The 21,972-nt window shown below is 43.3% G+C and carries 22 protein-coding genes; 21 read left to right on the top strand and 1 reads right to left on the bottom strand.

Translation table 11 applies throughout. The annotated features are described in order from the left end of the window. Positions 1 to 56: 56 nt before the first annotated feature. Both BUB11_RS24025 and BUB11_RS24020 read left to right on the top strand, forming a co-directional pair. On the top strand, positions 57 to 887 hold the full coding sequence (locus tag BUB11_RS24025) for a TIM barrel protein (RefSeq protein WP_073032901.1): 831 nt from the start codon (positions 57 to 59) through the stop codon (positions 885 to 887). A gap of 204 nt (positions 888 to 1,091) precedes the next feature. Next, entirely contained in the window at positions 1,092 to 1,712 is a 621-nt protein-coding gene (locus BUB11_RS24020) for a DUF3786 domain-containing protein (protein WP_073032900.1), read from the top strand. 207 nt (positions 1,713 to 1,919) lie between these two features. Here BUB11_RS24020 and BUB11_RS24015 read toward each other — a convergent pair whose 3' ends face one another. Beyond that, on the bottom strand, positions 1,920 to 2,423 hold the full coding sequence (locus BUB11_RS24015) for a DinB family protein (protein ID WP_073032899.1): 504 nt from the start codon (positions 2,421 to 2,423) through the stop codon (positions 1,920 to 1,922). 373 nt (positions 2,424 to 2,796) lie between these two features. Here BUB11_RS24015 and ku point away from each other — a divergent pair, with 373 nt between their 5' ends. From ku to rseP, 19 genes are all read left to right on the top strand, one after another. After that, positions 2,797 to 3,798 carry a non-homologous end joining protein Ku gene (ku, locus tag BUB11_RS24010; RefSeq protein ID WP_073032898.1) on the top strand — a complete coding sequence of 334 codons (1,002 nt, stop codon included), beginning with the start codon at positions 2,797 to 2,799 and terminating at the stop codon, positions 3,796 to 3,798. 494 nt (positions 3,799 to 4,292) lie between these two features. Then, positions 4,293 to 5,423, top strand: a complete 1,131-nt coding sequence (gene dprA / locus BUB11_RS24005) for a DNA-processing protein DprA (RefSeq protein ID WP_084110529.1) — start codon at positions 4,293 to 4,295, stop codon at positions 5,421 to 5,423. 228 nt (positions 5,424 to 5,651) lie between these two features. Beyond that, positions 5,652 to 7,742, top strand: a complete 2,091-nt coding sequence (gene topA / locus BUB11_RS24000) for a type I DNA topoisomerase (protein ID WP_073032896.1) — start codon at positions 5,652 to 5,654, stop codon at positions 7,740 to 7,742. Positions 7,743 to 7,782: 40 nt separating this feature from the next. Next, on the top strand, positions 7,783 to 9,126 hold the full coding sequence (gene trmFO, locus BUB11_RS23995; RefSeq protein ID WP_073032895.1) for a methylenetetrahydrofolate--tRNA-(uracil(54)-C(5))-methyltransferase (FADH(2)-oxidizing) TrmFO: 1,344 nt from the start codon (positions 7,783 to 7,785) through the stop codon (positions 9,124 to 9,126). Next, the gene (xerC, locus tag BUB11_RS23990) at positions 9,105 to 10,019 is read left to right on the top strand and encodes a tyrosine recombinase XerC (RefSeq protein ID WP_073032893.1); all 915 of its coding nucleotides are present in this window, start codon (positions 9,105 to 9,107) and stop codon (positions 10,017 to 10,019) included. Before trmFO ends, xerC begins: the two co-directional genes overlap by 22 nt. Before the next feature lie 86 nt (positions 10,020 to 10,105). Next, positions 10,106 to 10,636, top strand: coding sequence for an ATP-dependent protease subunit HslV (gene hslV, locus BUB11_RS23985; protein ID WP_073032891.1), 531 nt, complete (start codon positions 10,106 to 10,108; stop codon positions 10,634 to 10,636). A gap of 11 nt (positions 10,637 to 10,647) precedes the next feature. Then, the gene (hslU, locus tag BUB11_RS23980) at positions 10,648 to 12,033 is read left to right on the top strand and encodes an ATP-dependent protease ATPase subunit HslU (RefSeq protein WP_073032889.1); all 1,386 of its coding nucleotides are present in this window, start codon (positions 10,648 to 10,650) and stop codon (positions 12,031 to 12,033) included. Between the two features lie 48 nt (positions 12,034 to 12,081). Continuing rightward, positions 12,082 to 12,876 (top strand): GTP-sensing pleiotropic transcriptional regulator CodY, encoded by a 795-nt coding sequence (gene codY, locus BUB11_RS23975; RefSeq protein WP_073032887.1) that lies wholly within the window; start codon positions 12,082 to 12,084, stop codon positions 12,874 to 12,876. A 24-nt stretch (positions 12,877 to 12,900) separates the two neighbouring features. Then, complete coding sequence (locus BUB11_RS23970; RefSeq protein ID WP_073032886.1) at positions 12,901 to 13,350, top strand: hypothetical protein; 450 nt, start codon at positions 12,901 to 12,903, stop codon at positions 13,348 to 13,350. Positions 13,351 to 13,525: 175 nt separating this feature from the next. Beyond that, entirely contained in the window at positions 13,526 to 14,251 is a 726-nt protein-coding gene (gene rpsB / locus BUB11_RS23965) for a 30S ribosomal protein S2 (RefSeq protein WP_073032885.1), read from the top strand. Positions 14,252 to 14,440: 189 nt separating this feature from the next. Then, positions 14,441 to 15,094, top strand: a complete 654-nt coding sequence (gene tsf, locus BUB11_RS23960) for a translation elongation factor Ts (RefSeq protein WP_073032884.1) — start codon at positions 14,441 to 14,443, stop codon at positions 15,092 to 15,094. 101 nt (positions 15,095 to 15,195) lie between these two features. Further along, a complete protein-coding gene (pyrH, locus tag BUB11_RS23955; RefSeq protein ID WP_073032883.1) occupies positions 15,196 to 15,921 on the top strand; it encodes a UMP kinase in 726 nt (241 codons plus the stop codon). Then, positions 15,918 to 16,475: a ribosome recycling factor gene (frr, locus tag BUB11_RS23950; protein ID WP_073032882.1), complete on the top strand. Its 558-nt coding sequence runs from the start codon at positions 15,918 to 15,920 to the stop codon at positions 16,473 to 16,475. Before pyrH ends, frr begins: the two co-directional genes overlap by 4 nt. After that, positions 16,472 to 16,684: a hypothetical protein gene (locus BUB11_RS23945; protein WP_073032881.1), complete on the top strand. Its 213-nt coding sequence runs from the start codon at positions 16,472 to 16,474 to the stop codon at positions 16,682 to 16,684. Before frr ends, BUB11_RS23945 begins: the two co-directional genes overlap by 4 nt. Before the next feature lie 198 nt (positions 16,685 to 16,882). Continuing rightward, positions 16,883 to 17,647: an undecaprenyl pyrophosphate synthase gene (gene uppS / locus BUB11_RS23940; RefSeq protein ID WP_073032880.1), complete on the top strand. Its 765-nt coding sequence runs from the start codon at positions 16,883 to 16,885 to the stop codon at positions 17,645 to 17,647. Positions 17,648 to 17,656: 9 nt separating this feature from the next. Beyond that, positions 17,657 to 18,439 (top strand): phosphatidate cytidylyltransferase, encoded by a 783-nt coding sequence (locus BUB11_RS23935; protein ID WP_073032879.1) that lies wholly within the window; start codon positions 17,657 to 17,659, stop codon positions 18,437 to 18,439. 10 nt (positions 18,440 to 18,449) lie between these two features. Then, entirely contained in the window at positions 18,450 to 19,553 is a 1,104-nt protein-coding gene (gene ytvI, locus BUB11_RS23930) for a sporulation integral membrane protein YtvI (protein WP_073032878.1), read from the top strand. A 69-nt stretch (positions 19,554 to 19,622) separates the two neighbouring features. Continuing rightward, positions 19,623 to 20,792 carry a 1-deoxy-D-xylulose-5-phosphate reductoisomerase gene (locus tag BUB11_RS23925; RefSeq protein ID WP_073032877.1) on the top strand — a complete coding sequence of 390 codons (1,170 nt, stop codon included), beginning with the start codon at positions 19,623 to 19,625 and terminating at the stop codon, positions 20,790 to 20,792. Positions 20,793 to 20,886: 94 nt separating this feature from the next. Continuing rightward, positions 20,887 to 21,957, top strand: coding sequence for an RIP metalloprotease RseP (rseP, locus tag BUB11_RS23920; RefSeq protein ID WP_073032876.1), 1,071 nt, complete (start codon positions 20,887 to 20,889; stop codon positions 21,955 to 21,957). The last annotated feature ends 15 nt before the right edge of the window (positions 21,958 to 21,972 follow it).

Raw genomic sequence — 21,972 nt, 5'->3', positions numbered from 1 at the left:
CTTTTTAGTAGAAAAAGGATATAATGTGAGAAAAAATAGCAATGGAGTGAACCTTATTGCCACTATTGTTTGGAACCGCTGGTGTCCCGCTTTCCTCGAAGGATCGTTCCAGTGAAGGAGGGGTACGCCGTATACGGGAGTTAAATCTCGGGGCCTTAGAAATAGAGTTTGTCCAAGGAGTTCGGATGGGTGAAGAGAAAGCAAGAAAAGTTGGTATGGTTGCCAAAGAGGATAGCATCGCTTTAAGTTGTCATGCCCCTTACTATATAAATCTCAACTCCCGTGAGCCAGAGAAAATTACGGCAAGCAGGGATCGAATAATACATACCGCACGTATTTCACAGATTCTTGGTGTTCGGAGCGTAATTTTTCATCCAGCCTTTAATCATGATAATCCGTCCGAGGTGGTCTTAGAACGGGTGGTCAGAGAACTGTCACTTGTACGGGAAACCCTCAATGCAGAGGGGAACGATGTCGTCCTTCGTCCAGAAACTACAGGTAAAGGGACTCAATTCGGGGATCTTACCGAAACTGTCAAAATTGCTAAAGAGGTTCCAGGGGTATTGCCCTGTATCGACTTTAGCCATCTTCACGCGCGAACTAATGGAAGGTATAATTCCTATGATGAATTTTGTGAGATATTAGATGTGACTGCTGAGAGTCTAGGGGATCGATGGGTGAAAAATGTTCATTTTCATATATCTGGAATCGAATATGGACTCAAAGGTGAGAAACGCCACCTTGTTTTGAAGGAATCTGATTTGCGCTTTGAAGAATTGATGAAAGCTTGTCATAGTTTTGGGGTGGAAGGATTAGCAATTTGCGAAAGCCCGAACTTGGAAGAAGATGCATTGCTCTTACAGCAGACCTATCGGGCACTTGGGTAGAATAGTGAAAAGTTCTGTTAGTCAAAGTATGGGTCTTTTGTTGTAGCTTAGTGACTTGCAAAGTGAACTCGTTCAGCTAAAGCTGAACATTGAGACTATCGTCACCGAAGTAGAATAAGGAATACCACTTGAAGAAGTGGGAGTCACGGAATTGATAAAACCTCATAAGAAGGAGTTAGGTGTAAAGGAGTAGGAGGAGATAGGATGAATTATTCTGCAGCTCATGAAGTGGCGCTTGAAAAGTTTCGTGCTTGTTCCTTAGAAGATATGGCACGGTGCTCTGGCTATTCTATTAAGGATAATGCCTTAATTATTGAATTTTTGGGACAGCATTTTAAGATAGACTATCCCAGCGGGAACTTTGTGCCTATTCAAGCTTCAGACAGTGAATTGCCGATTGCTGCTGAAATATTGATTCTGCATTACATTACAAATCTCGGTGAGCCCTTCGAAGTTGGGACACTCATTTCTTACAAAGAATTACCGGGGGGAGCCATTTATATAAAACCGTTTAACGGTCGGGCCATTGATCCGCTAGTCCGAACTTTTGGTTCTGATCCGGATAGCCTGCTTAAAGTAGTAACATATTTGGGTGGGCAATCTAATGGGCTTGGAGATGTAGGGGTCACATTTCGAGTGTTCCCGCGCATTCCTTTAGCCTTGATTCTCTGGAGAGCTGATGATGAATTTCCGGCGTCTGGCAACATTTTGTTCGATGCCTCTGCTCCCTCAATTCTGCCGACTGAAGATTTTGCCGTCTTAGCCAGTATGGTTGTTTTTGGACTTAAGAGGATTAAAGCGACGTTATCGGAGGGCATTGCCTAAGAGACTTTCTCTCAACGATTATTTAAACCTATTGCAAGCATTATTTCATATGGAAACTCAGAAATCCCCTAAAATCCGAGCAAGATTTTAGGGGATTTTTCTCCCGGATTATAAAATTATACTCTATCGAGATTCGGAGGCATGTCATGGATAAGATTGTTTTGGAAAAAGTCAAAGAAACATTGTTTATTTGACTAGCAATTCACTTTACACTGTAGGGGCTTCCATGCCAAGTTGACCCCAATCTTCTCGAGATGGTCCCATAATCCCAGGTGCCTTAAGGCCTGCCTGTCTCATTAGGACAGTCATTTGCCCTCGATGGTGGATTTGATGATTAATAAGTACATTTAATGTAGTTCCGATAGTCCATGATTCTCCATACATATCCCGTTCTTGTAAAAGAGTCTGATCATTCCAATGCTTTTTAATTTCCGTAAGCATGGCCTTATTGACTTCTCTGTACGAATCGGCAATTGTTTTTGCTGTATTCGGTACTGGGGCATTCTCTTTAATACCACCAAATAATAGACCAGTTTTCTCGAGCATCTCAGGGATTGTTGTCACAATATGCCAAGCGATGCGTCCTAATGTGCGATCATCTATGGTAACGGATTGATTAAGGGAGTCGTCGGTTAAACTATCTAGAATTTTTTCGGTTGATTCCGATTCCTTTTCCCAACTAAGCAAAAAAGTGGCTAAAGAAGTAAACATATACATATTCCTCCTAATATTAAATTGCCTTAATATTACCAGTATCCACCTAATACGTCAATAAATCTAAGTCTGTGTAATGACAGCAGGGCCAATAGTATGATAATTATCCTAACCTTACAAATGAAGGAAAATGGAATGATCTTGACGAATAGAACTCTTCGAGAAAGTTTCGCGAGGAGTGAAACAGTAAAGAAAAACTAAGTTTGATTTTGAACTTTGTCTATAAAAGACAAAGTTTTTTGTTTTAATAATCAATTTTTCAAGAAAGAGTTTTTCGCTTTCTTTTAGTTAAAATAGGGCAATCTTTTTAATACAGTGGTTGCATTAATACTTCCTTAGCTGTTCACACTAAGTCAGGGAGGAATGTTATATGCATACGTTATGGAAAGGATCCATTAGTTTCGGCTTAGTTAATGTTCCTGTAAAAATGCATGCAGCTACAGAATCACAAGAGTTTAAGTTTAATTATCTGCATGAAGACTGTAAGAATCGCATACGCTCGATCAAAAAATGCCCTGCCTGTGATATAGAGGTTGGTACAGACGATTTGGTAAAAGGATTTGAATATGAAAAGGATCGGTATGTTGTTTTAAGCGAGGATGACCTGGCATCGTTGGAACAACCTATGAGTCGTTCGATCGATATTCTAGATTTTATTAACCTTCCGGAGATTGATCCGATTTATTATCAAAAATCGTATTATCTTTCACCAGAAGAGACTGCCATGAAAGCCTATAAATTACTGTGTCAATCAATGGAGGAAAGCGGGAAGGTCGCTTTAGCTCGGGTAACTATGCGTTCCAAACAACATTTAGCCTGTTTGCGGGTTTTTGAAAAAGGTCTTGTTATGGAAACAATGCATTACCCGAAAGAAATTCGTCATATGGATGTTGTTTGGGACAGTGTGGTTCCGACAGAAGCAGAATTGACCATGGCAAGACAATTAATCGAGAACCTGGCGCGTCCGTTTGAACCAGAGAAATATCATGATGAATTGCATGAACAAATGGTTGAGCTAATTGAAAGCAAAATAGCGGGAGAAACCTATCAAGTAGATATGCCGGACAAGGGTGGAAAAGTTGTCGATCTTATGGAGGCTTTGCGAGCAAGTATTGCTCTGACAGAAAATGAAAAGGGTCAATTAAAGGCCGCGGACAACGAAGAAGGGCCTATTAAACCCCTTAAGTCTATAAAACGAGTTCAGGCTGAAAAACCAATAAAAGCAGTAGAATCCAAAGAGTTAGTTGCACGCGTTGAAAAAGGTGAAGAATCAGAGGGTGAAAAACTAACAGATCAAGATAAATCCACAGAAAAGCCAAAATCTACTTTGACCCCGCGAAAAAGGACAACTCGACGTGCGAAGGAAGCATAGAAATGGGAAATTAAATTTGCAGAATCGCTGCAAGAAAGGGCATCTAGCCCGTTTGAATAAGGGCTTGGTATTTTCCATAACCGAGATGAAACAATTCGTTGGGTTGAGCCCACCCTCTTCTTAAAACGCGGTTTTTAGAATGGACCGATGAAGGGAAATTGCGACATGCCTAAATTATTGAATAAGAGGAGTAAATCGGTCTCGGTTTCAGTTGAGGGAAAAACACTCTCTTTAAGCAATTTGGATAAGGTTTATTTTCCTGAGCCGGAAATCACCAAAGGAGAATTAATCCATTATTATATGGAGACTGCTCCGCTCATTTACCTCATTTGAAGCAGAGTCCTTTTGTAATTTTAAGCGCGTTGATGGCTAAGAATAATGATTTTTCTTCAATCTTGCATTATTTTGCATAAAGAAGGAAGATGCGACAATATTCTGCGCAGGAGAAGTATCCCTTTGTCCCGAAAAGGAGGCTAAGGGAGGATACAGGTACCATGGGGATAGAACAGGAAAAAACAGTTAGAGCAGCATTTCGTTCAATTACTGGCGTTGGAAGCCAGCGCTTGAGGGAACTTATAGCCTGCTTTGGCAGTGCGGTCAAGGCTTGGGAGGCTTCCACGAGCAAATATCTTCAATTGCCTAATCAGGAAAAATGGATTAAAGAAGTATTGAAGGCAAGGCAGTCAATCGATCCTCAGAGGATTGGAGAAACACTGCTAAAACAGGGGATTTTGATTATTACCCCAAATGAGCCTGAATATCCATGCTTACTAGCGGAGTTGTCTGATGCTCCGCCACTTCTTTATTACCGTGGGCAACTAAGAGGAAATATGGAGAGCCTGGCGATTGTAGGATCTCGAAAAGCAACAGCGTATGGTAAAGCAGTTGCTAAGATGCTTGCCCGGGATGCTGCTTCTAAAGGTATTGTCATTGCCAGCGGACTGGCTCGGGGAATTGATACTGCTGCGCATCAAGGGACCCTAGAAGCAGAAGGGATAACTTGGGCCTTTCTTGGATGCGGTCTTGACCAAATATATCCGCAAGAAAATAAAAGATTAGCGGAAGAAATATTAAAAAAGGGTGCATTAATAAGTGAATTTGAACCTGGCTCTCCGCCGATTGCAGCTCATTTTCCAGCTCGTAATCGCTTAATCAGCGGCTGTTCTCGAGGGGTTGTGGTCGTGGAAGCCGCGGAAAGAAGCGGGGCCCTGATTACGGTCGATTTCGCGTTGGAACAAGGAAGAGAAGTATTTGCAGTTCCGGGACCGATTTTTAGCGAGGTGAGCCGGGGGTCTCATCACCTAATTCGCCAAGGAGCAAAGATTGTTGAAGGTATCGAAGATATTTGTAATGAGCTGCCTGCATGGTCAAACTATGCGGGTCAAATTACGTTGTTCAAAGGAGCTTTGCCTCAGGGAGTTGATAGTTCTGACGCCGTGGAAAGGGTTTCAGAACATGAGACAATCTTGAGGCAGTTAAGTGATGTGCCCCTTCATATTGACCAAATTACAGTGAACTCTCCACTGACGGTATCGGCCATTTCACTGGCCTTATTAGAGCTTCAATTAGCTGGAAAAGTCACACAATTGCCGGGTCAACACTATGTATTAGCCAGAGAACGCTAGACATACTACTAAAAAGGCGTTAAGATAAGGCTTAGTTTTACCAAATGTTAACCAAAGTACTGAGAATAATCCAATCTGGATATAAGTGAAGTATAAGAATAATCTTAATGGTCCTAATTCTAGAGTTATTATTTGAGAAAACAATTCGAGTTCGAACTTCCGCGGCTTGTTTCGATTTTCGAAAAAATGATAATTAAGAGTTTTCTAAAGTTTATTTGAGGTGAAATAATGTCAAAAACGCTTGTAATTGTTGAGTCCCCCGCCAAGGCAAAGTCAATCAGCAAATTTTTAGGAAGCCGTTATACGGTCAAAGCCTCTATGGGGCATTTGCGTGATTTACCGAAAAGTCAATTGGGTGTGGATTTAGAAAATGACTTTGAACCAAAATATATTGCCATACGCGGACGAGGCGATTTAATTAAAGATCTGCGTGCTGCGGCTAAAGGGGCAGATAAAGTCTTCCTAGCTTCTGACCCTGATCGCGAGGGGGAAGCGATTGCCTGGCATCTTTCTCATTTGTTGGGACTTAACCAAAGTGATAAAAACAGGATTGAGTTTCATGAGATTACTAAACAAGCTATACAGTCTGCAATTAAACATTCTCGTCAGATCGACCAAGATCGAGTGGATGCCCAGCAAGCCCGCCGGGTATTGGATCGCTTAGTAGGCTATCAATTAAGCCCTTTGCTTTGGCGGAAAATCAAGAAAGGATTAAGCGCCGGTCGGGTCCAATCCGTGGCGGTCCGTTTGGTTGATGATCGGGAAGAGGAAATACGGGCATTTGTATCGGAAGAATACTGGAGTTTAATGGCAAATCTTCAATCTGCAGGAGGGAAATTTCTAGCAAAGCTGTTGAAGAAGTCGGGGAAAAAAATCTCCATTTCCAGCAAAGCTGAAATGGAGGCTATCTTAGCCGATTTAGCAAAGAAAGAGTTTCAAGTTTCCGATGTTCGTACGAAAGAGAAGAAAAGGCTTCCTGCGCCACCTTTTATTACGAGCAGCTTACAACAGGAAGCTCATCGTAAATTGGGCTTTTCACCAAAGCGTACGATGATGTTGGCACAGCAATTGTATGAGGGTCTTGACTTGGGCAAAGAAGGTACCGTTGGTTTGATTACATACATGCGTACAGACTCTGTCAAAATTGCTGAAGTAGCGCAAGAAGAGGCCAAAGAGTGGATTCTGACTAACTATGGAAACGAGTATTATCCTCCGGAACTGCGTCAGTTCGCCAATAAGGGGCGGGCTCAAGAAGCACATGAAGCAATCCGTCCCACTTTGCCATTGCGTACTCCAGATTTGTTGAAGGGGATTTTATCAAGAGATCAATTGCGTCTGTACCGCTTGATCTGGGAACGTTTTATGGCAAGTCAGATGAGTGTGGCCATTGTGGATACATTGACAGTCGAATCTCTTGTGGATGAATACTTATTTCGTGCTAATGCATCTACCGTTCGTTTTCCCGGATTTCTAGCGATCTATGAAGAAGGAAAAGATGAAGACGAGACAATGGATGAAGAGCAAAACTCTTTGACCCTTTCTGTTTCTCCGGGAGAAAAACTAAAACTGATTAAACTTCAAGAAAAGCAGCATTTTACAGAACCGCCGCCGCGTTACACCGAAGCCTCTCTCGTCCGTAAGATGGAGGAGGAAGGGATCGGAAGACCGAGTACTTATGCACCAACCATTGAAACTATTCAGACACGGGGCTATGTTGTTAAAGAGGAAAAACAGCTCCTTCCTACGGAACTTGGAGACATCGTGATAACCTTATTAAAGGAACATTTCCCGGATATCTTAAATTTGGAGTTTACGGCTAACTTAGAAGAAAAGCTCGACCTTATCGAAGAAGGAAAAGCTCCTTGGAAAGCTGTGGTCAAAGACTATTACACCCCGTTTTCCGTGACCTTGGCTGAGGCTGAAGAGAAGATCGGCAAGGTGAAGATTGAGGATCAGGTCTCAGATGAGATTTGTGAGAATTGTGGTCGAAATATGGTGATCAAGATGGGGCGTTACGGCAAATTCTTAGCATGTCCTGGTTTTCCAGAGTGCCGGAATACTAAACCTCTCTTTGAAGAAGTGGGCGCTAATTGCCCAACCTGTGCTAAACCCCTGGTAGTTCGCCGCTCAAAGAAAGGGCGTAAGTTCTACGGTTGCCTTGGCTATCCAGAGTGCGATTTTGTTTCTTGGGAAATGCCGGCTCCCGACCCTTGTCCGGAGTGTCAGCAATTGATGGTGATTAAATCATCAAAACGCCAAAAGAAGCACGTATGCACTAATCCGGAATGTCGCCATACAATAGTGCTTGAAGAAAGCTAGTATTACGAATGTTTAAGAACGTATAGGAGCGAATAATTAAATGCATAAGTCTATAACTGTCATCGGAGCAGGTCTTGCAGGTTCGGAGGCTGCCTGGCAACTTGCCGAACGAGGGGTTAGGGTCGATCTATTTGAAATGCGTCCGACCAAAATGACCCCCGCTCATCAAACGGATCAATTTGCGGAACTTGTCTGCAGTAATTCGCTTCGAGGGGCTGCAATCGAGAATGCGGTAGGGTTATTAAAAGAAGAAATGCGCCGTTTAGGGTCCTTGACCATGAGTTCGGCGGATCATAACGCGGTTCCCGCTGGCGGCGCTTTGGCTGTCGATCGGGAACTGTTTTCGAATGAAATTACTAAACGGTTGGAACAACATCCCAACGTAAGTATTCATCGTGAGGAAGTGCGTACGATTCCGCAAACTGGAATTACAGTAGTAGCTAGCGGCCCATTGACCTCAGATGACTTAGCAGAAGATATCCTAAGGCTGACAGGCGAGCAAGCCTTAGCCTTTTACGATGCCGCTGCGCCAATCGTTACCCTCGAATCCATTGATTTGGACAAGGCCTTTTGGGCTTCGCGTTATGATAAAGGAGAAGCGGACTACCTAAATTGTCCCATGACCCGAGAAGAGTATGATTCCTTTTATAAGGCGTTAATAGAGGCAGAGATGGCTGAGGTTCAAGGATTTGAACAAGGTAAGGTCTTCGAAGGTTGTCTGCCGGTAGAAGTAATGGCTAAGCGCGGTCCCCAGACGCTGACGTTTGGCCCTTTAAAACCTGTGGGGTTGGTGGATCCGAGAACTGGAAAAAGGTCTTATGCCGTCGTCCAGTTGCGCAAAGAAAACCAAGCGGGAACCCTGTTTAATTTGGTTGGGTTTCAAACTCATTTAAAATGGGGAGAACAAAAGCGAGTGTTTTCTTTAATTCCCGGTTTAGAGAAGGCCGAGTTTGTGCGTTATGGTGTGATGCATCGCAATACGTTCCTCAATGCTCCAAAAGTTCTTAAGGCAGACTTTAGTCTGCATCTTAAACCGGATCTTTTCTTTGCCGGTCAAATGACTGGGGTCGAAGGATATGTAGAATCTGCTGCCAGCGGGTTTCTGGCAGGCCTTAATGCGTGGCGAAGGCTTAGTCAGATGAACACCTTGGTATTTCCGCCTGAAACGACTTTAGGGGGCTTAGCACGTCATCTGGAGGGCTCTCCAAGTCAAAGTTTTCAGCCAATGAACATTAACTTTGGTCTATTACCTCCTTTAGCTGAACGGATAAGAGACAAGCGTGAAAAGAATACCAAGATTTCCGAACGGGCTTTGGAGGCTTTAGATGAGTTTTGTGCTCGAGAGGATATGGGGAGGCAAGTATGCTCGTCGATGAAGCTTTAAGTTTATTTGTGGGCCATCAATATTCGCAGAATCGATCGGAGTATACCGTTGTTGCTTATCAAACGGATCTGAACCAGTTTTTTAAGTTTGCAGCGCTTGAACTGGGTCAAGAGCCCGAAACCCTTACAGTGGACCAAGTCGATATCTATATTGTTCGTAGTTTTCTAGGTGCTTTGTCAGAACATGGATTGGCTAGAAAAAGCATGGCTCGCAAGCTCGCTGCGTTGCGCTCATTTTTCAAGTTCTTATGCTATAAGGAAATACTTCAAAATAATCCGGTACAGCGGGTGGCGAGTCCGAAATTAGGACGCAAACTCCCGCATTTTCTATATCTGGATCAGGTAGAGGGGCTCCTCGGCGCACCGGATGGGACAGATTTGTTGGGTTGTCGGGACAAAGTAATTCTTGAGCTTCTCTACGGTTCGGGACTGAGAGTAAGTGAACTGGTTGGTTTAGATCGAAATAATCTTGACCTGGACAGCGGATTGATTCGGGTTCTCGGAAAAGGAAGCAAGGAGAGAGTGGTTCCGGTAACCAACTACTCTATTGCGGCCATCAAAGCCTATTTAGGAATGCGCGCAGATCAAGATCAAGCGCTTTTGCTTAATTACCAAGGAACGCGTTTAACTGAGAGGTCTGTCCGCAGGATCTTGGATAAACTGGTCGCTAAGATCAGTTTGGAACAACACGTACACCCTCATATGCTTCGGCATTCCTTTGCTACCCATCTCTTAGATGGCGGGGCCGATCTAAGAAGTGTTCAAGAGTTACTCGGACACAAGAAACTCTCATCCACCCAAATTTACACTCATTTAACCCGTGAACGACTCAAAGAAGTTTTTAGTCAAGCTCATCCCCGTGCAAAAGTACCGAATAAAGATAAAAAAACGTAAGTTTTCTCAAAAAAATGTAAATTTACTACAATTCAACTTGACATGCTGAAATAGCCCTAGTAAACTTTATATAAGGGGGGTTTATTATGTTTCATGCAACAACTATTGTCGCTGTGAAGAAAGGGGAACACATAGCTATAGCGGGTGACGGTCAAGTAACTATGGGGCAGGCGACCATTATGAAACATACGGCCCGTAAAGTTCGTCGCTTATTTCATGGAAAAGTCATTGCAGGGTTTGCCGGATCCGTTGCGGATGCGTTTACTCTTTTTGATAAGTTTGAACAAAAACTTGAAGAATATCATGGAAATCTTCAACGTTCAGCTGTAGAATTGGCGAAGGAATGGCGAACAGACAAAATGCTGAGGAATCTTGAAGCCTTGCTTATAGTTGCCGACACGCAAAACCTTTTAATTGTGTCTGGTTCGGGAGAAGTGATTGAACCGGATGATGGAATCGCGGCCATCGGATCCGGTGGAAACTATGCTTTAGCAGCGGCGCGTGCCTTAACCAAGCACTCGGATCTATCAACATCAGAGATTGTACGGGAAGCGATGCTGGTAGCTGCCTCAATATGTGTCTATACAAATGAGCAAATTATCGTCGAAGAGTTATAGGGGGTGTGATTATGGATCACTTGACTCCGCGTCAAATTGTCCTTGAATTGGACCAGTACATTATCGGACAAAATACAGCAAAGCGGGCTGTTGCGGTTGCTTTACGCAATCGGTATCGACGTTCTTGTTTACCGGAACAGTTGCAAGAAGAGGTTATACCTAAAAACATTTTGATGATAGGTCCAACAGGCGTAGGTAAAACAGAGATAGCACGACGGCTGGCAAAGCTCGTACGAGCCCCCTTTATTAAGATCGAGGCAACAAAGTTTACTGAAGTTGGTTACGTAGGGCGGGATGTGGAATCAATTATTCGCGATTTAATTGAAATATCCTTGCGCATGGTGAAGGCAGAGCGTATGGACCAAGTTCAGGCTCAGGCTGCGGTCAATGCCGAAAAACATTTACTTGAATTGCTCGTTCCAGAAAAACGCACAGAGAGTTCATCAAACAACCCCTTTCAAATGTTATTCGGACAGTCATCAAATCAAGAAAAAGAACCTGACCTAAATCCTGAAATCGAAAAGGAGCGTAAGCTTGTAAGAGAACTCTTGCAACGTGGAGAGCTTGAAGAGAAGGTTATTGATATTTCAGTTGAAGAAAGTATGCCTCTTTCCGATATGCTGGGCAACAATAACATGATGGAAATGGGTTTGAATATTCAGGATATGATGTCTGGTATGCTCCCGAAACGCCACAAAAAGAGAAAAGTCACTGTGCGCGAAGCTCGAAAGATCTTGATCCAGGAAGAAGCTCAGAACTTGATTGATCATGACGAAGCTGTGCAGGAAGCAATTCGGAGAACTGAACAAGAAGGAATTGTATTCTTAGATGAGATCGATAAAATTGCTGGGCGTGAAGGTACAAGCGGTGCGGATGTTTCCAGAGGAGGAGTCCAACGTGACATTCTGCCGATTGTTGAAGGATCAACCGTTGTAACGAAGTATGGTCCGGTTAAAACTGACCACATCTTATTTATTGCTGCGGGAGCCTTCCATGTTAGTAAGCCATCCGATCTTATCCCAGAACTTCAAGGCAGGTTCCCGATTCGGGTAGAACTCGAGTCGTTAAGCGTCGCTGATTTTAAACGCATTCTAACAGAACCTCAATCCTCGCTTATTAAACAATACAGCGCTTTATTAGGAACTGAAGGGATAAACGTAGATTTTACAGAGAATGCTATTGATGAATTGGCAGAAGTAGCTTATAAAGTTAATTCTACGACGGAAAACATTGGAGCTCGCCGACTTCATACAATTGTTGAAAAAGTGCTTGAAGAATTATCATTTGAAGCTTCTGAACTGCCGGAAGACTACACGGTGACCATTAATAAGGAGTATGTTGAACACCGCTTGGGTAATGTGGTAAGAAACCAAGACTTAGCACGCTATATATTGTAGAAACACGTGAATAAAACTAAGAGGTAAATTAAAGGAGGATATATACTTATGGAAACAACATTATTAGAAAAAACAAGAACCATAAATAAGTTAATTCAACGGGCTGCTGGTAATCCTGTAGATTTTGAGGAGATGGCGAAAGTTCTCCGACAAGCAGTAACTGCTAACTGTTACATCGTGGGACGACGTGGAAAAATCCTTGGGTACAGTTTTATGGAGGGTTTTGCTTGCGGAATTATGGAAGACATTGTTGTGCACACCGAGCGGTTTCCGGAAAGTTATAATGAGGGTCTGATGAAAGTTACCGGAACTACTACGAATACGACACAAGTTGCCAATGGCTGTATCTTTAATAGTAACGAACCCTGTGGATTCACCAATAAACTGACAACCACTGTACCAATTTTAGGTGGAGGAGAACGAGTTGGGACGCTTGTGCTCGCTAAGTATGATGTGGAATTTAATGAGGATGATCTTGTGCTTGCCGAATATGGTGCAACCGTTGTAGGTATGGAAATTTTGCGTGTTAAGGCAGAACGTGCAGAAGAAGAAGCTCGTAAAAAGGCTGCAGTTCAAATTGCGGTAGGAACACTATCGTATTCTGAACTCGAAGCTGTTGAGCATATCTTTGCCGAGTTAGGCGGCGGGGAAGGACTTTTGGTTGCCAGCAAAATTGCTGATCGAGTGGGAATTACGCGATCCGTAATCGTCAATGCCTTGAGGAAATTTGAGTCTGCCGGAGTGATCGAGTCAAAGTCATTAGGGATGAAAGGAACTTATATCCGAGTCCTGAACGATTATTTGCTCGATGAACTGGAAAAGCATACTAAACACATGAAATAGGCCTTTTAAAGAGGAGGTATTTCGATGGAAGAACATGATTATGTTTACCAAATGAGACCCCTTATCATTCCAGGCCTCGTGTTTCTTATTCTATACCCCCTGATTATTGGGGGAGTGCATGTTTTCAGCAAGTTGCCAACCTTGGAACTAAGGGTACTCATAGGAATATATGTAATTTCCGGACTTGGAATAATCATCTTGTGGGTCGTTGGAAAGAGCAAACGTATTATTATGAATGGCGGGCAAATTGTCTTTAGTTCGTTGCTGGGCGAGCACATCCTTGAGCCGAAAGATATTCGACGGGTTGCCTTTTATTTTGATGATAAAGGGCAGGAGATCGCCCAGATTCGGACGAGCCAAGAGTTATATTATGTAAGTGAATTCTATTTCCCTTTTCCAGAGCTTATGAGTGATTTGGAGATCTTTATTCAACAGTACGACATACGTTCAAATCTCACGAGGTTTGCTAATTAAGCATAGCACTTTGAGGTGAATTTCGTTGCAAAGCCAATAAGAATATGCTAATCTAGTAACAGTGTGATTTAATGACACACGCAGTGGGATCAAGGTGCCAGTTCCTTGTCGGGAGGCAAGGGGTACTTTGAGATGAACCTGCGGTGGAAAAAACAAAAAGAGAGTAGGTATATCAATGGCTGTCATTTCTATGAAACAATTACTTGAAGCGGGTGTTCACTTTGGACATCAAACACGTCGGTGGAACCCAAAAATGGCGCGCTATATTTTTACGGAGCGCAATGGAATCTACATTATTGATTTGCAAAAGACTGTCAAAAAAGTAGATGAGGCTTATAATTTTGTTCGGAATCTTGCTACTGAAGGAGGTACCATGCTGTTTGTTGGTACCAAGAAGCAAGCGCAAGAATCAGTCAAAGACGAAGCTGCGAGATGCGGTATGTACTTTGTCAATGAGCGTTGGCTTGGAGGGATGCTGACCAACTTCCAAACAATCCAAAAACGAGTTGATCGTTTACGTGTTTTGGAGCGCATGGAAGCTGAAGGCGTTTTTGAAGTGCTTACAAAAAAAGAGGTTTCTGCACTGCGTCATGAGATGGAAAAACTGGAGCGCTTCTTGGGTGGTATTAAGAACATGAAAAAGCTTCCGGATGCTCTGTTTATCGTTGATCCGCGCAAAGAGCGCATTGCTGTTGCAGAAGCACGTCGTTTGCATATTCCGATTGTTGCAATCGTAGATACTAACTGTGATCCAGATGAAATTGATGTTGTTATTCCGGCTAATGATGACGCCATTCGTGCTGTCAAGTTGTTAACTGCGAAAATGGCTGATGCTATTATCGAAGGCCAACAAGGTAACGAGGAAGAAGCTGAGGAAGCCGGAGAAGCAGTCGAAGCGTAAGCAAAAAAGTAAAAGGCGAAGCGCGAGGTTCGAATTTCGAACCTCGCACGTTTCGTAACTTACTATTACTAATAAATACTTATAACAAATTTACTTATGGTTATCCTTTAATCATCACATATTGATACTATGCGTCGAACCTTGGCGCATTACGTATCGCTTTTATGATATCGAATAGGAGGGTTTAACATGGCAGAGGTTACTGCAGCTCAAGTTAAAGAGCTTAGAGAGCGAACCGGAGCAGGCATGATGGATTGCAAAAAGGCACTTACGGAATGCGGTTGTGAAATGGAGAAGGCCTGTGATTATCTCCGTGAGAAAGGACTGGCTGCTGCTGCGAAAAAAGGTGCGCGTGTTGCTGCAGAAGGTCTCATAGAGGCCTATATTCACGGTGGCGGACGGATCGGTGTACTGATTGAAGTTAACTGTGAAACAGACTTTGTTGCACGAGGGGATGAATTCAAGACATTGGTTCGTGATCTTGGTCTGCATATTGCAGCGGCAAATCCACAATATTTGAACAAGGAAGAAGTTCCTGCCGATGTACTCCAACATGAGAGAGATATTTTGAAGGCGCAAGCTCTTAATGAAGGAAAGCCTGAAAAAATCATTGAAAAGATGGTAGAAGGCCGAATCGAAAAATTCTATAAAGAAGTATGTTTATTAGAACAAGCTTTTGTCAAAGATCCTGATAAGAGCATTAGTGAGCTTGTTCTAGACAAGGTAGCTAAAATTGGTGAACGCATCGTCATTCGTCGCTTCACTCGTTACGAGTTAGGTGCTGGTATTGAAAAAAGACAAGATGATTTTGCTGCAGAGGTTATGAAAGAACTAAATCGATAAGTGACCTGACAATCAATCTAGAGAACACCCAGGTGTTCTCTTTTTGAAATGTGAAAGGTTTTCTCTCAAACGAATATAATTAGATTGATGGAGGTTAATCCATGGAAAAGCCACGGTATAAACGAGTTGTCCTTAAAATAAGTGGGGAAGCCCTTGCAGGTAATCAAGGTTTTGGCCTTCAACATGATATGCTGGTTTCCGTTGCGGAGCAAGTGGCTGAAATTCGAGATATGGGGGTTGAAGTTAGCCTGGTTGTTGGCGGGGGGAACTTATGGCGTGGTATTACGGGTAGTGCTCAAGGAATGGATCGTTCCCAAGCCGATTACATGGGTATGTTAGCTACCGTGATGAATGCCTTGGCTTTACAGGACGCTTTGGAAAAAGCAGGGTCAGACACCAGGGTCTTATCGGCAATCGAAATGCGACAAGTTGCAGAACCATATATTCGTCGGCGGGCCATTCGCCACATGGAAAAAGGGCGGATTGTAATTTTTGCTGCTGGAACCGGTAACCCTTACTTCTCTACGGATACTACGGCAGCTTTAAGAGCGGCGGAAATCGAAGCGGAAGTTATCTTAATGGCTAAACGGGTGGATGGGGTTTACGATTCAGATCCGTTTGTTAATCCTTCAGCTCAGAGATTTGAGCGTTTAAGCTATCTGGATGTCCTTAGTCGAGGTCTTGGAGTAATGGATTCCACAGCGACTTCACTTTGTATGGATAATAATATTCCGGTAATAGTTTTTGACCTTACGAAACAGGGTAATATTCGGCGTGTACTTATGGGAGAATCGATTGGAACTTATGTTGGGAGGGATAATCAATGATTTCAGAAGTGATTAAAGATGCGGATGAGCGTATGCATAAGGGAGTTGATGCATTGCGCAGAGAATACTCTACGATTCGCGCGGGTCGTGCCAATCCGAGTGTTCTAGACAAGGTCATGGTTGAATATTATGGATCGCCTACCCCTATTAATCAACTGGCTAATGTTTCTGCTCCTGAGGCTAGAATGTTGCTCATTCAGCCATGGGATAGAACCGTTCTTCCTTCTATCGAAAAGGCAATTATGAAATCAGATCTAGGGCTTAATCCGTCAAGTGATGGGAATGTAATACGTCTCATGATTCCGCAGCTCACGTCAGAGCGCAGAACGGAATTAGTAAAGACGGTTAAAAAGAAGGCTGAAGAAGCACGTGTTGCGGTACGTAACGTGCGTCGAGACGTCAATGATCAGTTGAAGAAGCTGGAGAAAGATCACGACGCTTCTGAAGACGAGGTTAAAAGGGCCCAAGAAGAAGTACAGAAAATGACGGATAAGATAATCAAAGAAATTGAACGCGTAATGGAAACCAAGGAAAGCGAAATCATAGAAGTATGATTCAGGCTTGGCTCGGTCGCAATTGGAATCAGATTAAGCCCGAAATTGAAAGGTTGGATAAACCTTACGCTTTCCAAACCACACGTCCTCATGGTAATATAGAATCGTGGGGAAACTGCCGAGTTGTTCGCGTCAGAGAGTTTGCTGACCGTGTGGAAATTGTATTAGCGCACGAAAAATTTTCGCAGAAACAGACATTGACCCCCTAACTTATAAGGGGGTCAATGTCGTAATTCGAGGTTCGCGACTCGTGGTCCGATAATCGAAGATCGTAGTTCGAACGCAAATTTCGAGTATGCCTTAGAGTGAGCAAGATTATGATAACTAGTAGTATAAAGTATAACGACTAAAAATCGAACAGCGAACAACGAATATAGACCATCGAACATCGAGTTGGGGGTGTAATGATGTGGCCTAAGGCTTGGAAACTAAATAAGGTGGATTCAAAGGATCAGATTGCACTGGAACGCCTTCCTCGCCATATTGCCATTATCATGGATGGGAATGGGCGATGGGCTAAAAAACGAGCACTTCCCCGTTCAATGGGACATCGGGCTGGAGTTGAGGCTCTACGAAAAGTAGTTAAGACCTGTTCTAATTTAGGAATTGAGGTATTAACGGTGTATGCGTTTTCTACGGAAAACTGGAGCAGGCCTAAGGACGAAGTGGGTGTGCTCATGACTTTGCTTACGGAGTACTTGAGAAAAGAACTTCAAGAACTTCATGAAAACAATGTAGTCATTCGTGCTATAGGCGGAATTAATGACCTGCCTCAAGAAGCCCAGCGTGAATTGGACAATTCGATAAAACGTACTCGAAATAATACAGGCCTTATTCTTAACCTTGCTTTAAATTATGGTGGGCGATCCGAGATTATTGACGCTGTCAAGAAAATAAGTAAAGATGTTTTGAATGGGAAACAGCAAATCGAAGATATTGATGAAGGACGCTTTAGTAATGCGCTCTTTACAAGAGGGTTGCCGGATCCCGACTTAATGATTCGGACCTCAGGAGAGATGAGGCTAAGCAACTTTTTGCTCTGGCAACTAGCGTATACTGAAATTGTAGTAATTGAAGAACTGTGGCCTGATTTTGGGGAAAAGGCTTTACTTGCTGCGATTATAACGTACCAGAAACGGGATCGCCGATTTGGTGGAATACATACAGATTGAGGATAGCACATGTTTATTAGAACAATGAGTGCACTGATTGGTGCCCCGATTTTACTAACATTAATCTATTTAGGGGGACCTTATACAGCTTTCTTGGTCGCTATATTAACCTTGCTGGCCTTGCGAGAATTTTTGCAAATTGGGGTTCAAATGGGTGTGAACCCTTGGTATATACAAACTACAGCAGCCACCGCTGTTTGGTTGACTAGTTTGTTCACTGGCAGGGAAGAATGGATAATGGCGGCTCTTCTCTTCTGGTTTTTGATATGTCTTGGTCGTATTGCCCTAACATATCCTAAGTCGCCGCTTTCGGAAGCAAACTTTAATTTATTGGCTGTCGTTTACGCAGTTGTCTTACTTTCCCATCTTTATTTACTTCGTCAGGTTCCGCGAGGAATCGAGTGGACTTTTCTTACAATCTTTTTGGTATGGGCAACGGATACCGGTGCATATCTTATAGGAAGACAATATGGACGCCGTCCTTTGGCACCTAACGTAAGTCCAAAGAAAACTGTGGAAGGTTCCGCAGGCGGATTGCTGTTCAGTGTAGTTGTAGCCATTGGAGCCTGGCACCTCATCGGTGGAGCTTCTTTGATTATATATGTCGTTTTGGGAGTAATTATCGGAATTAGCGCTCAAGTGGGGGATCTATTTGAGTCAGCGTTGAAACGTGGCGCAGGAGTTAAAGATTCTGGGAACCTCATTCCAGGGCATGGCGGGATTTTAGACCGCTTTGACAGTCTGATATTTGCCCTGCCATTGGTATACTATGGAATAATTCTATTATCTTGAGGTGAAGGTATTGAGTATCCAGAAACACCCTCTGTGGGCAAATATCAACAGGCTGGCAATTGTGACAAGTCTCCTTGTAATACTGAAGGTTTTTACATACTTTTTTCAAGACTTTTTGCCAGTTTTCGGAGAGGTTATCAGTAAGCTGTTTAGCGCTTTTTTGCCGTTTATCATTGCTCTCGTTATTGCCTTTTTACTCGAACCGCTCCTTGTTAGGTTAATGCGAGGGATACGAATTCGTCGGCCATATGCAGCAGTTCTTTCTTTATTATTAACGATTGCAGGATTAAGCCTTTTTGTTTTTGTAATTGTTGCCCGTCTTTATACAGAATTATCCGAGTTGGCCATTAATTTACCTAATTATGGGTATCTGGTGGATCTTGTCTCGAAGCAAGTAGAGACTGCGGAAAGGTTTGTGGAGGTAAACCCCCAAATCCAAGACACCTTGTTTACGGCGACACAAACTCTGGCAAGCACTCTTCAAGCATGGGCTAAATCGGCAAGTTCATTCTTACTTTCTTTTCTGACCGCTTTGCCGCGTGTATTCATTATTTTAGTCGTGTCTGTTGTGGCAACATTACTGATAAGTTCAAGTTATCCGAATGTAAAACAATTTATTTCAAACTTGTTTCCCAGCCGTTGGCATTTAAGAGCTCAGGCGATTAGCGAGGATTTGGGTGCAGCTGTTGTAGGGTATTTGCGGTCACAAGCAATCTTAGTTTCTGTAACTTCGCTGGCAACCATAGGCGGTTTACTGTTGATGGGAAACCGCTATGCAGTTACGCTTGGAGTTATGGCCGGATTGCTGGATATTGTCCCGATTGTAGGGACAGGAATGTTATTCGTGCCTTGGGCTGTCGCACTTTTTATTATGGGATCCTTCGGAGAAGGGCTAAAGTTGTTGCTGATGTGGATTGTTATCATGGTTGTGCGGCAGTTTCTTGAGCCAAAAGTTTTATCCAAAGCAATTGGAATTCACCCGCTTCCAACGCTTATTTCAATGTATGTTGGGCTACAATTAATAGGCGGATTCGGTCTTGTTGTAGGACCTGCATTTGTAATATGTTATGAAGCTGTGCGGAGAGTCAGCGTTTTTGGACCTCCAAAAGTGTAGATGATTAGTTGCCAGGATGACTTTACAATGAAAAATAAGCTTTTATTGAGCAGGAAGAGATGATTCGCGTTGAAAACGCTGACTATATTGGGATCCACAGGGTCAATTGGGCGCCAAACTCTAGATGTCGTCAGTCATGCCGAGGGACGCCTTAAGATTCATGCCTTGGTGGCTGAAAAAAGTGTCCAGCTTATGGAAGAGCAGGCCCGGTTATATCGCCCTGAAGTGGTCGTGATGATGGAAGAGACTGCTGCGCGTGAACTTCGTGGAAGGTTGAGAGATTTACCAATCAGAGTAGACCAGGGAATGGAGGGGATTATCAACTCTGTCATCGCTCAACAGGTCGATACAGTGGTTACTGCTCTGTCTGGCAGGGTTGGCTTGGAACCTACCCTAGCTGCGATTGATGCTGGTAAAACGATTGCTTTAGCTAATAAAGAAACCTTGGTGGCAGGCGGAGACTTAGTAATGTCTTCGGCTCGGAAAGTGAATTGCAAAATTCTTCCCGTGGATAGTGAACATTCTGCCATTTTTCAGTGTTTAGAGGAAAGTTCAGAAACTATTGAGAAAATTATTTTAACCGCATCTGGGGGACCTTTCTTTGGCTGGAACAAAGAAAAGTTAGCGACTGTCACTCTAGAGAAAGCGCTCTGCCATCCCAATTGGGATATGGGGGCTAAGATCACGATTGATTCTTCAACAATGATGAATAAGGGGCTTGAAGTGATCGAGGCGCATTATTTGTTTAATATGGAGTATGATGGGATAGAGGTGCTGATTCATCCTCAGAGTGTAATCCACTCTATGGTGGAATATCATGACGGCTCAGTGCTTGCTCAGTTAGGCAGACCTGATATGCGCTTACCAATACAATATGCCTTAAGTTATCCAACGCGTTGGAAGAATCCATTTGAACGGCTTAATCTTCGAGGGAAAACTTTAACGTTCCATGAGCCTGATTTAGATGCATTCCCTGCCTTAGCCTTAGCTTACCATGTTGGACGACGAGGAGGGACTCTTCCAGCCGTTATGAATGCTGCTAACGAAATTGCTGTTTCAGCATTCCTGCATGAGCAGGTCTCATACCTGGGAATTCAAGAAATTGTTGAAAAAGTATGCTCCGAGCACCATGTTTTAGATAACATGGATTTGGGAAGTATACTCGATGCAGACACTTGGGCTCGCAGGCGGGCAGAAGAACTTATTTCGATATTCCAAGACCACAAATTCGATATTTGATGACCATGAGAATGGAACAAATTACTCAAGATTTTGTATATGATGTTCGAACCACGAACTTTGAACCACGAACATCGCTAAAGGGGGGGTTAAAGTGTTAACGACACTCGCCATCGTTTTTGTTTTTGGAAGCATGGTCATGATTCATGAATTTGGACACTATATTGTCGCGAAATGGATTGGAGTCAAAGTAATTGAGTTCAGCTTTGGTTTTGGTCCGAAAATCGTGGGTTATCAAGGGAAAGAAACGCTTTACGCTCTGCGTGTTGTTCCTCTGGGGGGGTTCGTCAAACTTCATGGTATGGATGCAGAAATCGATGAAAAAGGCCAAGCGGTTATAGCCTCGAACAAAGATGCAAGAAGTTTTATGAATAAGCCCGTTTGGCAACGCATGGCTGTAATTGCGGCCGGACCTGTAATGAATTTTGTTCTGGCGATTATCATGTTTGTAAGTGTCTTTGCTTATATGGGGATTCCAGCACCAGACAGCAGTAATATGATCGGCACGTTGGTTAAAGATAAACCTGCTGCTGCTTCAGGGATTCAACCGGGTGACAGAATTATTGCGGTGAACCAAGAACTAACGCCGGATTGGGCTAGTTTGACAGAAGCCATTCATTCTAAGCCGGATCAAGTGCTAAGCTTAACGATAGAACGAGGCGCAGATAAGCAACGTCGAACTATATCTGTAAAGACGGAAAAGGATGCACAAACAGGGTTCTGGATTATTGGGATTGGGCCGGAGGTAACTTATGTGCATGCTTCAATTCTCGAGTCAACCCGCGTGGGGATTGGACGGTCAGTGGATTTCACAAAACTGATTATCGTTACCTTAACGCAAATGATCACAGGGAAGATTCCAGCAGACGTAGGCGGCCCGGTTATGATTGCTCAAGTCATTGGAGAAGGAGCTAAAGAAGGTTTTTCTAACTTATTAGGTTTGACGGGAATCTTAAGCATCCAATTGGGCCTTATTAACTTATTCCCTATCCCTGCCTTGGATGGAAGCAGGCTTGTATTCCTTTTGATTGAAGGATTAAGAGGTAAACCGCTTAATCCAGAAAAGGAAAATATGATACACTTGGTGGGCTTTGTATTACTTATGGGATTAATGCTTGCCGTAACTTACAAAGATGTCTTGCGCCTATTTGTCAAAGCCGGCTAATCTACAGGGGGAACT

It is taken from the genome of Desulfosporosinus lacus DSM 15449, assembly GCF_900129935.1.
GTDB classification, from domain to species: domain Bacteria; phylum Bacillota; class Desulfitobacteriia; order Desulfitobacteriales; family Desulfitobacteriaceae; genus Desulfosporosinus; species Desulfosporosinus lacus.
Note: the sequence above shows the minus strand (reverse complement) of the source record. Positions and strands in the feature narration are given on the sequence as shown.

Excerpts from the sequence above, each read along its gene's own strand:
- codY (WP_073032887.1), top strand. The coding sequence starts at position 12,082 with ATGGAAACAACATTATTAGAAAAAACAAGAACCATAAATAAGTTAATT.
- xerC (WP_073032893.1), top strand. The coding sequence starts at position 9,105 with ATGCTCGTCGATGAAGCTTTAAGTTTATTTGTGGGCCATCAATATTCG.
- uppS (WP_073032880.1), top strand. The coding sequence starts at position 16,883 with ATGTGGCCTAAGGCTTGGAAACTAAATAAGGTGGATTCAAAGGATCAG.
- pyrH (WP_073032883.1), top strand. The coding sequence starts at position 15,196 with ATGGAAAAGCCACGGTATAAACGAGTTGTCCTTAAAATAAGTGGGGAA.
- hslU (WP_073032889.1), top strand. The coding sequence starts at position 10,648 with ATGGATCACTTGACTCCGCGTCAAATTGTCCTTGAATTGGACCAGTAC.
- hslV (WP_073032891.1), top strand. The coding sequence starts at position 10,106 with ATGTTTCATGCAACAACTATTGTCGCTGTGAAGAAAGGGGAACACATA.
- ku (WP_073032898.1), top strand. The coding sequence starts at position 2,797 with ATGCATACGTTATGGAAAGGATCCATTAGTTTCGGCTTAGTTAATGTT.
- BUB11_RS23945 (WP_073032881.1), top strand. The coding sequence starts at position 16,472 with ATGATTCAGGCTTGGCTCGGTCGCAATTGGAATCAGATTAAGCCCGAA.
- rpsB (WP_073032885.1), top strand. The coding sequence starts at position 13,526 with ATGGCTGTCATTTCTATGAAACAATTACTTGAAGCGGGTGTTCACTTT.
- frr (WP_073032882.1), top strand. The coding sequence starts at position 15,918 with ATGATTTCAGAAGTGATTAAAGATGCGGATGAGCGTATGCATAAGGGA.
- BUB11_RS23935 (WP_073032879.1), top strand. The coding sequence starts at position 17,657 with ATGTTTATTAGAACAATGAGTGCACTGATTGGTGCCCCGATTTTACTA.
- BUB11_RS24020 (WP_073032900.1), top strand. The coding sequence starts at position 1,092 with ATGAATTATTCTGCAGCTCATGAAGTGGCGCTTGAAAAGTTTCGTGCT.
- BUB11_RS23970 (WP_073032886.1), top strand. The coding sequence starts at position 12,901 with ATGGAAGAACATGATTATGTTTACCAAATGAGACCCCTTATCATTCCA.
- BUB11_RS24015 (WP_073032899.1), bottom strand. The coding sequence starts at position 2,423 with ATGTTTACTTCTTTAGCCACTTTTTTGCTTAGTTGGGAAAAGGAATCG.
- dprA (WP_084110529.1), top strand. The coding sequence starts at position 4,293 with ATGGGGATAGAACAGGAAAAAACAGTTAGAGCAGCATTTCGTTCAATT.
- trmFO (WP_073032895.1), top strand. The coding sequence starts at position 7,783 with ATGCATAAGTCTATAACTGTCATCGGAGCAGGTCTTGCAGGTTCGGAG.
- tsf (WP_073032884.1), top strand. The coding sequence starts at position 14,441 with ATGGCAGAGGTTACTGCAGCTCAAGTTAAAGAGCTTAGAGAGCGAACC.
- topA (WP_073032896.1), top strand. The coding sequence starts at position 5,652 with ATGTCAAAAACGCTTGTAATTGTTGAGTCCCCCGCCAAGGCAAAGTCA.